This window comes from Pseudomonas sp. NFX71 (assembly GCF_048079215.1).
Taxonomy (GTDB): domain Bacteria; phylum Pseudomonadota; class Gammaproteobacteria; order Pseudomonadales; family Pseudomonadaceae; genus Aquipseudomonas; species Aquipseudomonas fluorescens_B.
This window is the reverse complement of sequence record NZ_CP182230.1, coordinates 4,389,033-4,402,844: the sequence shown is the minus strand read 5'-3', so window position 1 is coordinate 4,402,844 and position 13,812 is coordinate 4,389,033. Positions and strand designations below refer to the sequence as shown.

At 57.4% G+C, this 13,812-nt stretch carries 13 protein-coding genes; 9 read left to right on the top strand and 4 right to left on the bottom strand.

Going from position 1 to position 13,812, the window contains the following annotated elements; genetic code table 11:
* Positions 1-145: 145 nt before the first annotated feature.
* Together ACM1ZW_RS20610 and ACM1ZW_RS20605 are read left to right on the top strand one after the other, a co-directional pair.
* Positions 146-559, top strand: coding sequence for a VOC family protein (locus tag ACM1ZW_RS20610; RefSeq protein ID WP_416739201.1), 414 nt, complete (start codon positions 146-148; stop codon positions 557-559).
* Positions 560-679: 120 nt separating this feature from the next.
* Positions 680-805: a hypothetical protein gene (locus ACM1ZW_RS20605; protein ID WP_416740865.1), complete on the top strand. Its 126-nt coding sequence runs from the start codon at positions 680-682 to the stop codon at positions 803-805.
* A gap of 7 nt (positions 806-812) precedes the next feature.
* Here ACM1ZW_RS20605 and ACM1ZW_RS20600 read toward each other — a convergent pair whose 3' ends face one another.
* Positions 813-2,039 (bottom strand): RtcB family protein, encoded by a 1,227-nt coding sequence (locus tag ACM1ZW_RS20600; protein WP_414878844.1) that lies wholly within the window; start codon positions 2,037-2,039, stop codon positions 813-815.
* Between the two features lie 292 nt (positions 2,040-2,331).
* Between ACM1ZW_RS20600 and ACM1ZW_RS20595 the strand changes: the two genes are divergently transcribed.
* The 7 genes from ACM1ZW_RS20595 (at position 2,332) to ACM1ZW_RS20565 (ending at position 11,715) form a co-directional block, all read left to right on the top strand.
* On the top strand, positions 2,332-4,401 hold the full coding sequence (locus ACM1ZW_RS20595; RefSeq protein WP_416739200.1) for a type VI secretion system tip protein VgrG: 2,070 nt from the start codon (positions 2,332-2,334) through the stop codon (positions 4,399-4,401).
* Positions 4,398-5,252 (top strand): DUF4123 domain-containing protein, encoded by an 855-nt coding sequence (locus ACM1ZW_RS20590; RefSeq protein ID WP_416739199.1) that lies wholly within the window; start codon positions 4,398-4,400, stop codon positions 5,250-5,252. Before ACM1ZW_RS20595 ends, ACM1ZW_RS20590 begins: the two co-directional genes overlap by 4 nt.
* A gap of 56 nt (positions 5,253-5,308) precedes the next feature.
* Positions 5,309-7,159, top strand: coding sequence for a hypothetical protein (locus ACM1ZW_RS20585; protein ID WP_416739198.1), 1,851 nt, complete (start codon positions 5,309-5,311; stop codon positions 7,157-7,159).
* Between the two features lie 117 nt (positions 7,160-7,276).
* Entirely contained in the window at positions 7,277-8,080 is an 804-nt protein-coding gene (locus tag ACM1ZW_RS20580) for a hypothetical protein (RefSeq protein ID WP_416739197.1), read from the top strand.
* 4 nt (positions 8,081-8,084) lie between these two features.
* Entirely contained in the window at positions 8,085-8,879 is a 795-nt protein-coding gene (locus ACM1ZW_RS20575; RefSeq protein WP_416739196.1) for a hypothetical protein, read from the top strand.
* Positions 8,880-8,891: 12 nt separating this feature from the next.
* Complete coding sequence (locus ACM1ZW_RS20570; RefSeq protein ID WP_416739195.1) at positions 8,892-11,078, top strand: lipase family protein; 2,187 nt, start codon at positions 8,892-8,894, stop codon at positions 11,076-11,078.
* A gap of 349 nt (positions 11,079-11,427) precedes the next feature.
* Positions 11,428-11,715 carry a DUF6124 family protein gene (locus ACM1ZW_RS20565; RefSeq protein ID WP_414884538.1) on the top strand — a complete coding sequence of 96 codons (288 nt, stop codon included), beginning with the start codon at positions 11,428-11,430 and terminating at the stop codon, positions 11,713-11,715.
* Positions 11,716-11,764: 49 nt separating this feature from the next.
* Here ACM1ZW_RS20565 and ACM1ZW_RS20560 read toward each other — a convergent pair whose 3' ends face one another.
* Genes ACM1ZW_RS20560 through tolQ form a run of 3 tightly spaced genes read right to left on the bottom strand, consistent with a single transcriptional unit; the run spans position 11,765 to position 13,729 of the window.
* Complete coding sequence (locus ACM1ZW_RS20560; protein ID WP_416739194.1) at positions 11,765-12,571, bottom strand: TonB family protein; 807 nt, start codon at positions 12,569-12,571, stop codon at positions 11,765-11,767.
* Complete coding sequence (gene tolR / locus ACM1ZW_RS20555; RefSeq protein WP_017337900.1) at positions 12,568-13,014, bottom strand: protein TolR; 447 nt, start codon at positions 13,012-13,014, stop codon at positions 12,568-12,570. The genes ACM1ZW_RS20560 and tolR overlap by 4 nt, the downstream gene beginning before the upstream one ends.
* A gap of 13 nt (positions 13,015-13,027) precedes the next feature.
* Positions 13,028-13,729, bottom strand: a complete 702-nt coding sequence (tolQ, locus tag ACM1ZW_RS20550; RefSeq protein WP_416739193.1) for a protein TolQ — start codon at positions 13,727-13,729, stop codon at positions 13,028-13,030.
* Between the last annotated feature and the right edge of the window lie 83 nt (positions 13,730-13,812).

Genomic DNA, 13,812 nt, shown 5'->3' with positions numbered 1-13,812 from the left:
ATAAGCCGCGTCGGCCCAATAGGAAAAACATCTAAACGAATGTTGCGAATTACCACCTCTAACGCTTTGCTGATGGAGCCCAACCATTGCAGAGCCGCAGGTGTATAGCGCCTCCCTCTGTCTCCTTTATCACCGGGAGTAAAACATGAAAATCAATCCCTACCTCATCTTCAACGGCGACTGTAAAGCCGCGTTCACCTTCTATGCCCAGGTCCTGCAAGGCCAGCTCGAAATGATGATGACCTTCGGCGAAAGCCCGGCGCGCGAGCACTTTCCGGCAGACCTGCACAACCTGATCATTCATACCCGTCTGTCGGTGGGCGACCAGGCGATCATGGGGTCGGATACCACCCCTGATCGCCCCACGGATGACATGGCCGGCTGTTCGGTCTCGCTGAATGTCGACAGCATTGCCGAGGCGGAGCGCGTCTTCAATGCGCTGGCGGAAGACGGCAGCGTGCAAATGCCTCTGGAAGCGACCTTCTGGGCCGCACGTTTCGGGATGCTGGTCGATCGGTTTGGTGTGTCATGGATGGTCAATTGCGAGAAGGATCAGTGACTTTTCAGGCAAGCAAACGCCCAACCTGAAAAAGTCGGGCGTTCTGGAACCCCCCGGGCCGTCTGCTACCGTCAACAGGCCACCCCGCCTCGCCGCGGCCCCCTTCGGAGGAAATCCGCCATGCCTGTTCATGACGCGCCCCTTTCGTCCGCCATGGGCGCCTATGTCAATGGGCCGCTCTGGGCTCGCGATGTAAGAACCATCGAGGGGCGCAAACTCAAAGGGATCGTGATCAAGTACCGCTAGCGGTCGGCTACCCCTTCACGCATACCACCTGACGCAAGGTATGCAGCACTTCCACCAGTTCGCGCTGGGCGTGCATCACGTGGTCGATGTTTTTGTAGGCCATCGGTATTTCATCGATCACCGCCGCATCCTTTCGGCACTCGACGTGGGCGGTGGCGCGGATCTGATCTTCGACGGTGAACAGGCTTTTCGCTTTGGTACGGCTCATGGTGCGGCCAGCGCCGTGGCTACAGGAGCAGAACGATTGCTCGTTGCCGAGCCCGCGAACGATGAAACTTTTCGCCCCCATCGATCCTGGAATGATGCCAAGCTCACCCTTCTGCGCCGACACCGCACCTTTGCGGGTCACCAGAACATCCTGACCAAAATGCCGCTCTTTCTGCACGTAGTTGTGGTGGCAGTTCACCGCCTCCAGGGCGACGTCGAACGGCTTGCTGATCACCTTCCGTGTCGCCTGAATCACCGATTGCATCATCAGCGCGCGGTTCTGCCGGGCGAAATCCTGAGCCCAACCGACGGTTTCAACGTAATCATCAAAATGCCGACTGCCTTCTTTGAAGTAGGCCAGGTCACGGTCCGGCAGATTGGCGATGTGCTGGCGCATGTCGCTCTGAGCCAGTTGAATGAACAGGTTGCCAATGGCGTTGCCAACCCCGCGTGAACCGCTGTGCAGCATGAACCAGACCCGGTTGGCTTCATCCAGGCATACCTCAATGAAATGATTACCGCTGCCCAACGTGCCCAGGTGCCCGCGATTGTTGGTGCTGGCGAGTTTCGGGTACTTGTCGGTGATCGCCTTGAACCGTGGGTTCAAGGCAGCCCAGGCTTGATCGGCCTCTCTGGGAACGCTGCCCCAGGCACCGGTGTCCCGAACGCCACGACCGACGGTGCGCCCATGGGGAACCGCCTTCTCGATCGCGCACCGCAAACCATGCAGGTTATCCGGCAGATCAGCGGCGGTCAGCGACGTGCGCGCGGCGATCATGCCGCAGCCAATATCCACCCCGACAGCGGCCGGGATGATCGCCCCCACGGTAGGAATCACACTGCCGATGGTCGAGCCCTTGCCCAGGTGCACGTCGGGCATCACCGCCAGGTGTTTGAAGATAAACGGCATCTTCGCGGTGTTGATCAACTGTTGCCGGGCTTCGTTTTCTACCGGAACGCCTTCGGTCCAGAGCTTGATCGGTTTGCCGTTAGCGACTTCCAGCAATTGATAGGTACGGTCTTGCATGATTCGGTGCTTTCCAGTGGCCGATGTTTCGGCCCTGTTCTGATGACTGAGCCGTACATTGAGTCCTCATAGTATCGCAGCGAACGCGAACATTCCCTGGCGTCGAACATGTCTGTCAGACATGTAACGCCAGTTTAGGAACCGTCTGACATCAATTCCCAAGCCCCCTTGATAGCCTCGCACAGAACCCGGCTACGGGACGTTCTATTGTGATCTGACCAGGGAAGGTCATTTACGCACGTTGCATCAACGTCCCGGAGCCTGTGCCACGTCACAGGAAAAGGAAACCTGGATGGTTAATGCAAACCCTCGTGCCCGTTTCAGCCTTGCGATCAACGACATTCAACATGACCTTCAGGTGCTCAGGTTCACCGGCAAAGAGCTCATCAGCCAGCCTTTCGCCTTTGAGATCGAGCTGGTCAGCGGCAGGCGAGACCTGGACCAGAATGAGCTGCTGCACAAACAAGCCTTTCTCGCTTTCAACGGTTCCGGCGACGGCATTCACGGGCAAATTCATGGCGTGGTCAAAGGCAGTCTCGGTCATGGCCTGACCCGCTACAGCGTGACGCTGGCGCCCAGGCTGGCGTACCTGGACCACCGCACCAATTGCCGTATTTTCCAACAGATGACCGTCCCGCAAATCATCGCGCAGGTGCTCGACGGCCACGGCATCCATCGTGACTTCCACCAGTTTCAACTGGGCAGCGCTTACCCGGATCGTGAGTACTGCGTTCAGTACAAAGAGTCCGACAGAGCGTTCATAGAGCGACTCTGCCAGGAAGAAGGCCTGCACTACCACTTCCAGCACAGCCGCGAAAAACATGTGATGGTGTTCGGCGACGACCAGACAGTGTTTCCCCGGCTCGAGCGTCCGACACGCTTTAGACACGACAACGGCCTGGTCGCCGACACACCGGTGATCAAGCACTTTGACGTGCAAGTGCGAGTTGGCACCCACCGCACCACTCGCCGCGATTACGACTTCAAAAAAGCGCGCATCTTGCTGGAGGCCGAGAGCAGGTCCGATAGGTCCGGGACTGAAACGGATCTGGAGGATTACCAGTACCCCGGTCGTTTTACCCAGGGAGATCGCGGCAAGCTGTTGAGTCGACGCGAACAGGAACGTCACGGCGCCGCGTGCCGGGTGGCACGGGGTAAGAGCGATCAACCGATGCTGCTCTGCGGGCATTTCCTGCCGCTGGCCGAACACCCGGACGAAGAATGGAACGACCTGTGGTTGCTGACCGAAATCGAGCATGAAGGTGCACAACCGCAAGTCTTGCAACAGTACGCGGCCTACACCGGCACCGGCGATGACAACGGCTTTCAGGGTTATCGCAACCAGTTCCTCGCCACGCCTTGGGACGTGATCTACCGCTCGCCGCTGACCCACGACAAACCACGAATCGCCGGCGTTCAAAGCGCCGTGGTCACAGGCCCCAAAGGCGAGGAAATCCACTGCGACGACTTCGGTCGGGTCAAGGTGCAATTCTTCTGGGATCGCGAAGGTCGCTACGACGATAAAAGCAGTTGCTGGCTGCGTGTCTCCTCCCTCCTGGCCGGCAACGCCTTTGGCGGGGTCGCCTTGCCGAGAGTCGGCATGGAGGTCCAGGTCAGTTTTCAGGACGGCGACCCCGACCATCCCGAGATCAGCGGCTGCCTGCACAATAGCGCCAACCCGGTGCCCTACGAATTACCCGCCAACAAAACCCGCAGCGTATTCCGCTCCCGCAGCTCGCCAGACAGCACGGGGTTCAGCGAACTGCACATTGAAGACCGCGCCGGTCAGGAATTGATTTACCTGCGCGCCCAGCGGGACATGGAACAACGGATAGAAAACGACAGCCGCCTGGAGGTCGGCAACGAGCTGCGCACCACCGTCAAGGGCGACAGCGTTACCGTGCTGCATGCCACGGAACACCGCACCACCGGCGGTGATCGGCACACACAGCTCAAGGCCAACGATTACCTGCAAGTTGCCGGCAACAGCCACACTCACGTAGATCAAACCCAGGCACTCAGCGCTGGCCGGGCGGTTGTTATTGAAGCCGATCTGATCATTCTGAAGGCCAGGACCCAGTTCTCGATCGAAGCCGGTGGAGAACATTTACAGGTAGGCGGCGGCGGAATTTTCGGCAGCAGCGAACTCCAGATCGGTGGCGCTCCGATGCGCGCGCCAGCCGCCTCGATAGCAATGCCGCGCTCAGTCGATGGCTTGTCCGTGCCACCTGAATTGCCGCCCATGCTCGCGTCGTCCCAGCCCGCACTGATGGCGGCAAGCAACGCGTTGGCGGCGGACCTCTGCCCCCTTTGCGAAGCGTGTCGTGATGGCTTCTGCCCAACGGAAGGAGCTGCCGCATGAGCCACACACTCCCCCGCCAATGGATGAACGAACAGCGCCGCCTGGGCCGCGAACTGTGCCTGGTGCTGGACTCGCAGAACGAGCGTGAAACCCGTCAGCTGTTGTTGAAGTCCAGCGGACACGACCACTACCTGAGCGTCTACAACGCAACGACCCTCGCGAACCTGGCCGATGCCGGTCCGTTCATCTTCACCCTGGAACAGTCCGGCGACCGGCGCCTCGACGAACTGCTGGATCATCCCGAACGCAACTGGGGCTGGCTCGCGAGCGTTGAAAAAGGTGCGTTACGCGGGTTGGTCAATCACTGGCAACAGCGATTGATTGTCGGGACGCGTCCCTATCAGGCGCTGTATCGCTTTCACGACAACCGAGTGTTGAGTCGCGCGCTGAAACACCTGCGGCCTGAAGAATATCCAGCCTTTCTTGGGCCGGCGATCAGCGTCTGCTACTGGGACGGCGCTGCCTGGAACACAGCTCACAATCCTATCCCCGGAACGTACCCCGTGCCGGACCAGCCGCTCTGGTTGCGCACACCCCTGCCCCAGCCGCAGGCCTCGGAAATTCGCCGGCTCAACGCCCATCGTTATTTGCTGGCCGAGCATGTTGAGGCCTACGTCAATCTCGCCGAAGAGCATGACCCTGATGCGTGGTTGCGTGAGCGTTTAGCGCTGGCAGACACGTGGGGCTGGTTGGAGCCAGAGCAACTGGAATTTCTGTTGATTCAGAGTTTGCAAGCGCCGGGTTTTACTTTGCCCCCGGAGTGGGAGGTGCGGGGCGATGAGAATCCGGCGGAGCACTTTGAACGGGTGAGGTTGTTGGTCGATTTTTGGAAGGGAGATGGGCCGATATGAAGCGGATAGCAGGTACTACAACTGTGGGTTTAAGACAAACAAACATGGAGAGTTCGATGCGAAAACTGATTTTTTCCTTGAGTGCCGCAGTCTTGCTTTCGAGTAGCGCCATCGCGTGGGCTGCACCGAAGGCTAGCTCTAAGGATCTACCACCAAACGCTGAGGAGCTAATGCTCGAGGCGCAACGTCTGAGCAACGAGGCATTGTGGGAACAGGCCACGGTCAAGGCTCGAGCGGCTATGAAGGCGGCCCACGCGAGTGAAGACCTCGATGGCCCGGAGTTTGAAGCCGGGTACTTGCTCGTCGTTCTCCTGCAGATACAAGGGAAATATGTCGAGGCCCTGGACGCCGCCGAAGAGCAGATTGCTCGTTGGGACGCAAAATCAGCATCTGCCGGACAAACAGGTAGTCGCGATCCCCGCAGCATGAAGATGCTCAGCCTCGCAATCGAGGCGAGCATGATGGCGGGAGACAGAGCGAAGGTCATGCGTCTTCAGGAAAAGCTCTATGCAGTCGCCAACCCCTACCCTGAGTCATGGCGTCTAGCGCCGGAAGAACCGCGACTGCGTTATGAGCTGGCTGACTTCGAGATGCCTCTGATGTTGGGGCAGTGGAAGCTAATGGCGTTCGAACCGGTAGATAGTCGGGGTGTCGGCATGCGTGTGCTTTATACGCATGTATCGGCAGGCAGCAATCTCAGCGCGGACATATCACTTTCTTATAAAGAAAAACTACGCGCCATGAACGTGGCGCAACGTAAGGAGTTTCTCGAGTCCTACCGGGAAGTGCCCATTGCAACGGAGATGGTTCGGGCAATGCCCGATCTACCCTTTGCCGATGCGACGTCTATCAAGGTCGAGAAGGCTGAAGGATGTAAGGGCGAACACTGTGTCGCTGTCCACTGGAAAGCACTGAACGGCGACTGGATGATGGACATCAATGTGAATTTGCAATCGCCAGAAAAGGAACAGGCAGCGGAGCAGGTACGTCAACTCTTCGCGGCGCTGAAATGGAACAGTGCGCCATTGCTGTTTCGCGAGCGCACGATGGCTGAGCAGAATCGGGAGATGGATTCGTACTGGGCGGCTCCTGGTGGTAAGTCGAAGGCCGCCGAACTGGCAGAAAAAGCACTGCCCGATGCCTTTTTCCCCGAGGAAATTGCCCGTCTCAACACCTACATTGGGGTGGCACAGTATCGCCGGGGTGATTTAATCGCCGCCCGCCGCTCGCTGGAGTTGGCCCTGCTTGCCCGGGACCATATCTCGATCCTTGGGGCGTACATCGAGACGACGCTGGATTACGCGGCAGATATCGCCTATCGCCAAGGCAGGGATGCCGAAGCCATCGCTCTGAACCGGACTCTGATGGAATGGCAAGAGGACAATGCAGGACTGGGCTGGGGAATAACGGATAACGAGAACGCATTGATCAGTTGGTTGGATGACGTCCAATTGCCTTGGCGAGTGGGCAACCACCGCCTGAGAGTGACCGGCGCGGGTCGTTTCTCCTACGAAAACTTGTCAACGCGAGCGAGACTCGGGCTGACAGTGGGATTGGATCCTTCAACGGATGTTGAGATGGAGTCCGTCATGCGAGCCTTCATGGAAAAAAAGTTACGACTGCGAGCGGGAGACGTGCGCAAGACAGCGTTTTCACCCAAATCAGCCAAGAAAGGAAAACAACGGGGAATCGGCCGCAAATGGGAGTTCGATGTAACGAAGCTGGATGACGAGAAAGTGGCTGCCGACAAGGCGCCAGTAACCGACTCTCTGCTGCCAACCCCCACAAAAATGACGTTCTGGATCGTGGATCGCAAGGACCGACGATCAATATTGCGAGCTCCCATCGTGCACGGGGATCAATCCGAAATAGAGGCGGATCAGATTGCACGCGCGTTGTCTTGGTAGGACCGAAGAACGGGTGGTTATTACGATAGCAACTACACCGACTTCAGCACCTTCAAACAGTGGATGGGCGCGTCTGCACTATTTACCCCGAGTGCACGCAACAAGGACATTAATCACATGCCAATCATTTCTCCTCGGCAGAAACAACTGCTGAAATTTTCTTCTTTGTTTTGCTGCATCGCATTATTCACAGGCTGCGCCAAGAACCAGCCCAATACATTTACGTTCACCGCCGATTTACCACCCGATTTTGCATACGTCGCAGCGGTTTACTACGTACCCGCCGAAGGTGAGGCCTGCACTGTTGCAACAAAGGACAACTTGGCGCCGGTTTTCAATGACCAATGGCGAAAAGAATACAAACCAGATTCCGAAATAGAGATTCGGATAACACGCAAGGGTTGCCCGTTAATCGCCAGACGCATTGAGCTGGAGATCAACTCGGCGTATGGAAAAGACCGAGGGGATTTTGGCAGGGAAAGCGCCATGGTCGTCATTCGCCAGGAATTGAAGGAGCAATCGAAAGGCACTTTTAGTGAAGCGGGTGAAAGTGTCTTTTACGGTCAGTGCCAGTGGCTGTTTCGCACAGCGGGAGCTCAGCGACGCATCGTTAAAATCCTCGACTGTAAAGCAACTGATGAACAGGGAGAGCTTAAACGTGGCCGTCCATTTTCGGCTTACACCCTCGATCAACTTCCGGGCAAGACCGTGAAAATGAAGATCACGTTGGCCGACGTAGAGCGACCTGCCATTGGGGACACCTGGGTCAAGGTTCCTGACGGCTGGAAGCGCTGTATGGGCGATAACTTTGAAGATCAGTACGCCTTCTGTTTTGGAAATCACAAAAATTTCAGCACCTTCAAAATGGTAGATGGGCGCATCTGTACTATTTACCCCGACTGCACGGAACAAGGGCATTAATCACATGGCAATTATTTCCTCGCGACTCAAGTTCCTGCTGAAACTCTCCGCATTAAGTTGCGGCATCGCATTAACCAACGGCTGTGCCAAGAGCCAGCCGGACACTTTTACCTTCACCGCTGATTTACCCAATAATTTTGTATATCAGGCAATTGCGGAATACGTACCGGTCGATGGCGAAACCTGCACCGTGCCGGGGGGAAGAAACACAGCCGTCGTTCACAACCCGATATTGCGTAAAAGTTATGTCCGAAACTCCGAGATCGCTATTTACAGAATGGTCAGTGGATGCAAGTTGGTGATCCACCGCATCAAGCTGGACATACATTCCAAATATGGCAACTCAAGCTGGGACTTCGGCGAAGATTTCGCCACGGTCGTCATCCGCAGTGAACTGGAGGAAAAGTACAAAAACACCTTTAACGAAGCAGGTGAAAGCAGCTTTTACGGTCAATGCGAGTGGCTGTTCCGCACAATGGGACCGAAACGACGCATCGTAAAACTTCTCGATTGCAAAGCAACTGATGCTCTCGGCAAACGGGATCGAGGTCACCCATTTTCGGCTTACACCCTTGATCAGCTGCAGGGAACAACTGTGAAAATGAAGATCACCTTGGCTGCGGAGGAAAGGCCTGGTTGGGGTGACACCTGGGTCCAAGTGCCCGGCGGATGGAAGCGCTGTATGGGGAAAAGTTTTGAAGATCAGGATGCTTTCTGTTTTGGAAATTATTCTGATTTCAGCACTTTCAAAATGCCAGATGGCCGTATCTGCACTATTTACCCCGGCTGCACGGAATAAGGAGATTTGGACATGACGTCTATGGAAAAAGAACTGGTATCTCCATTGAGCAGCAGCGTACTGACATGCCCCGTACAAGGTAAATGGAGCAGCTTCCAACTGGTCGACGAATTCGGTTCAGGCGAGCCGTACGCGGGGCTGTCTTATTCAGTAATGGATTCTGAAGGCCGGAAATATACTGGGCATCTAGATATCACAGGGACGGGTAAAATCAATAACCACTTCGCGGGACCCATTGCGTTGGTTCTCGACCAAAAATATGAAGGGGAGGAAATCGTTTATGTGCGAGCCCAAACAAGACCGAACTACCCACTCAAAATCACTGAACTTCAAGTCCGAGCCGAACAAACCCGCTATCTGAATCAAAATTCCACCCGCACCCGGACAAACCCGGCACAAGCCTGCGCGGATGAGTTCCTTCAGGTAGAAGTACGTCACTTGGTAAAGCATGTTTCACACCTGCCGCCCGAGGTCTATCGTCATTATCCCCATAGCCCGAACCGAGCGAGAACCATGGGTGAACATGGGAGGCTTGGTGTTGCGCTGATGCCCCTTAAACACACGGTTCTTGAAGTGCGGCCTCTGCGTGCGTTACGCCCAATGCTGTCGACCGACCCGGAGTTTTGTGCGCTGAATCTCTACCAGCTCGCGCTGATGGCAACTTTGAGTTATTGCCCTTTCGGGCAGCAGCCCGACGGTCACCCGGTCAAAACGACGACCGTATCCTTTCCCATACAACCCAGCGTGGGCAATTGGTTCGGCGATGCGCTGGCCAAGGCTGACGAGTTGTGGCGTGTCGATGCGGGTCAAAAAAGCGCTTTCTATCCACTGTATGAGGACGTGCCGTACTCCAAGCGTCTGGAGATCGTGCCCTTCGATCCGGACCTTTATGAGGTCATCCGACTTAATGAGGATGTCGAACAGGAACACCCTGCCAACATTCACTTTCTGGATGACCGAACGCAAGGCGCAGAATCGACCGACACCCAGGCCTTCATTACCCACAATGACGAACTGATCCTGATTGCGGTACGTGGCACCTATGAACTCATGGCGGATGGAATTCGCGATGCCGATGCATTTCAAGTGCCGTTCGAAGACACCGACAGCAAAGTGCATCGCGGCTTCTACGAAGCCGCGCAAAAAGCAAAGAGCTTCGTCGTGAAGTACGTGAATAAATTCTATACAGGACAAAAGCTCATTATCTGTGGCCACAGTCTCGGAGGCGCAGTGGCGTTGCTGCTCTCGGAAATGCTGAGACGAGAACAAAGTTTTGGCTTCAACCTCCAGCTCTACACCTACGGCGCCCCCCGAGCGGGCGATGCCAATTTCGTCAAAGGCGCCGAGGACTTGGTGCATCACCGCGTCGTCAACCACAACGACCCGGTGCCGAGCGTGCCGGGCAGGTGGACGGACACCAAAGCCGGTGTCTTTACGACGGGGTTGGCTTTGACGTTTTTCAACGTGCCGGCAGGTTTGTCGGTGTTTTTTACGGGCGTCACTAACTGGACGGGCCAGCCGTACGATCACCACGGCAAGTTACAGCACTTCATGCCGGTGGAATTTAGCGATGGGAAAAAGTCCGCGATCCTGTGGGAACCGGGATGTGACACCATCACTCAACATGCCGCGTGCAGTTTGGCGCTTCAGCAGAAAAACGGGTTGCCGCATCGGTCGCCATTGCTGCAGATTTTCCACGTCTTGGATCATTTGATGGCCGACGGGTATGTTCCGGCGTGTTGGGCGGTTTTGCTGCGGTGGCAGGCAGCGCACGAGAAGAAACGTTCGCGGGTTACGGATCTAGAGTTTGAAATGGTCGCGGGTTCGCTGGCACGCGTCACCACCCAGTTACGTGACATAGAACGTGGATTGCCGGCGCGGTCCGACGCCTACGTGCGCACCCAGGAGAACAACATCCGAGCACTTGGCCTGGAAAAAAGCAGGATTGCAATCACAGTCGATCGCTTGAAACGCGTGCGTGAAGAGAGGGTGACCGCACACGCGCTTTACGGGTCGCTGCTGGAACAACCTGAACAACTGAAGGCTAACGTGGCGCGCTGGTTGGCACATCCTGAGAACAAGGTTAAAGACCCGTTCGCCATGGCGCCGGAAGACCCGGAGGGGGACGCGCTGACGGCTTCGATCTATGGGTACACCATCGGTGCACCGCACACGCTGGATATCGATTCGTTCTGTTAAACACGCCTGTGTTTAAAAGCCTCACCGGTTACTTCGCGAAAGCTACAGCGCCTTGCGTCATTGCCTACGGTTACGCCAGAATCCGCCGGCTTGTGCGCCTTGGGCCCGGGTTCTATCGTTGGTCGGTCGCTGAAAATCAGTGATCGGGTTTGGTAGCCCGGATTGTCCAGGCGCATCGCGCCACCTTTTGCAGACCTGCTTCATCTCTGCTCCTTTATGGTGGCCATGCGCGGGGCGTCTTCGGACGCGCCGGGTTCCTGGACCGGTCTACCAACCTGCGTATGGCTGCCACCCATCGTTTGGTAGCGAGGGGTGATGGCTCCTCATTTACATCCCGGGAGTTTCATCAATGATCAAACCAACACCCAACCCACCGAAAGCTTCCCCCTCCGCCGCCGACATCCACGCCACCCCACGAACACCGAGCACGATGTACACCCTCGATCCACACATCAACACCGAAGACCTGCTGGGACACGCTTGCGAATCACTGGCCTCGGCCCATGTCATGACCATGGATCTGGCGGACCGTACGCTCGGGCCGAGTCGCAATACCCTGCTGGGCATTGCCCAAGTGATCATGCTGGGCGAACTCAACGTGAACCGGGCGCTGGATCAACTCGATCCAATCGAGTAGTCCTGTCCTGTGGCGAGGGCCTGCGCCCTCGTCACCACCACTGACCGAGTCACTTGATCCGATAATGAAAGGTATTGCGCACCGCCGGCACCGAAACCACCTGGCCGTCGACGACTTTCGGCTGATAACGAAAGGTGTTGGCCGCCGCCAACGACGGACGCATGAACAGCGGATGACAGCCGTCGAGCACCTTGGGATTCTCAACCTTTCCTTGGGGGTTGACCGTATATTCCACGGTGCAATCGCCTTCGATGTTCTTGTCCAGCGCCCGTTGCGGGTAGTCCGGCGCTTCCTTGCTCAAGGGCAGGTACTGGCGACTGTTGGCGGCGACCTGGGCCGCTTGCTGGCGAGCGCGTTCGGCGTTCAACCGGGCCTGTTCGGCTTGATGCGCCTGTTGCACTTGCTGCTCGGCGAGGCGTTGTTGTTCAGCCTCGCGAGTGCGTTTTTCCGACTCAAGGCGCTGGCGTTGTTGCTCGGCCTGAAGCTCGCGCTTTTTGTCTTCGACCCGTTTGCGCGCCAACGCAGCTTGTTCGAGTTTCTGCGCCTGGATCTGTGGGTCGACGGCGGGTTTGACGGGGGCCGGAGCGATCGGTTCGGGCGGTGACGGCTCGACCAACGCCGGTGCCGGTTCGGGTGCCACAGGTTGCGGCGCCGGCGGCAACATCACCAGTTGGGTTCTCAGCACAGAAGGCGGTTCGACGGGCGGCTTCTGCGGCGACCAACCGTGCACCAGCAACGCGAGGACGGCCGCGTGCAACGCCACCGCCAGGCTCGCCGCCAGACTGTTCTGCCAGAAGCCGCTGCGAGCACCGGGCAGCAACGTCATCGAAGGACTGTGCATGATCATCGCCGTCATTGCGGGGCCTCGGTCACCAGCCCGAGGTTGCTGACTCCGCCCTGCTGCAACGCCGCCATGGCCGCGACCACGCTGCCATAACCGGCGTCCTTGTCGGCGCGAATGTAGACCTGAGTGTCGTGGCGCTCGGCGACGATTTGCGCCACTTTCGCCCGCATGTCGTCAAGGCTCACCGCACTGTCGGTCTGGTGTTGAGTGTCGAGTTCACCGCCGACATTCCAGTAGTAACCACCCTCGGCCTTCACCGACAACGTGAGGATTTGCTGACGTGTGTCAGTGGCCAGGGCTTCACTGGCGACCTTGGGCAGTTCGATCTTTACACCTTGGGTCAGCATCGGCGCCGTGACCATGAAAATCACCAGCAGCACCAACATCACGTCGATGTACGGCACCACGTTCATTTCGGCCTTGGGTCCGTGTTTGCGTTGCGGTTTGATCAGCATCTTCACGCTCCTCTCAGGCTGCGGCGGCCAGGTTCAACGGCGCACCGTGCAATGTGCGATGCAGACGCACCTGAAGTTCATTGCCGAAGGCGTAGTAACGGGTGAGCAAGGTCTGGCTGCGGGAGGAAAACCGGTTGTAGGCAATCACCGCCGGAATCGCCGCAAACAAACCGATGGCCGTGGCGATCAGCGCTTCGGCGATGCCGGGCGCCACGGTCGACAGCGTCGCTTGCTGGACCTGAGACAAGCCTAGGAAGGAATTCATGATCCCCCACACTGTGCCGAACAGACCGATGTAAGGGCTGACCGAGCCGACGGTGGCGAGAAACTGCAAGCCTTTCTCCAGCTGCACTTCCTGTTCGCTGATCGCCACATACAACGCGCGCTCCACACCTTCGAGCACCACGTCGGCGGGGTTGCCCGAACGCTGATTGAGATGACTGAATTCGCGAAGCCCTGCATGAAAAATCGGCTCCACACCGCTCTCGCTACCTGCCGTTTCCCGGTACAGCGGCTGCAGATCCGAAGCGCCGCGAAACTGCTGCACGAAGGCATTTATCTGCCGCTCGCGCTGCTGCAACACGCGACCGCGCTGGATGATCAGGTACCAACTGAGCAACGACGCCAGCAACAGGGTGAGCATGACCGCCTTGACCAACAGACTGGCGTCGCTGATCAGCCCCCAGATCGTCATGTGTTCGAGCGTGGCCTGCATGGTGAAACTCCTTGTCTGAAGCGCTCGGGCCGTCGATGCGCGACGGCCGTTGAGCTATTGGATGAAAGTGGGATGACAGGTTG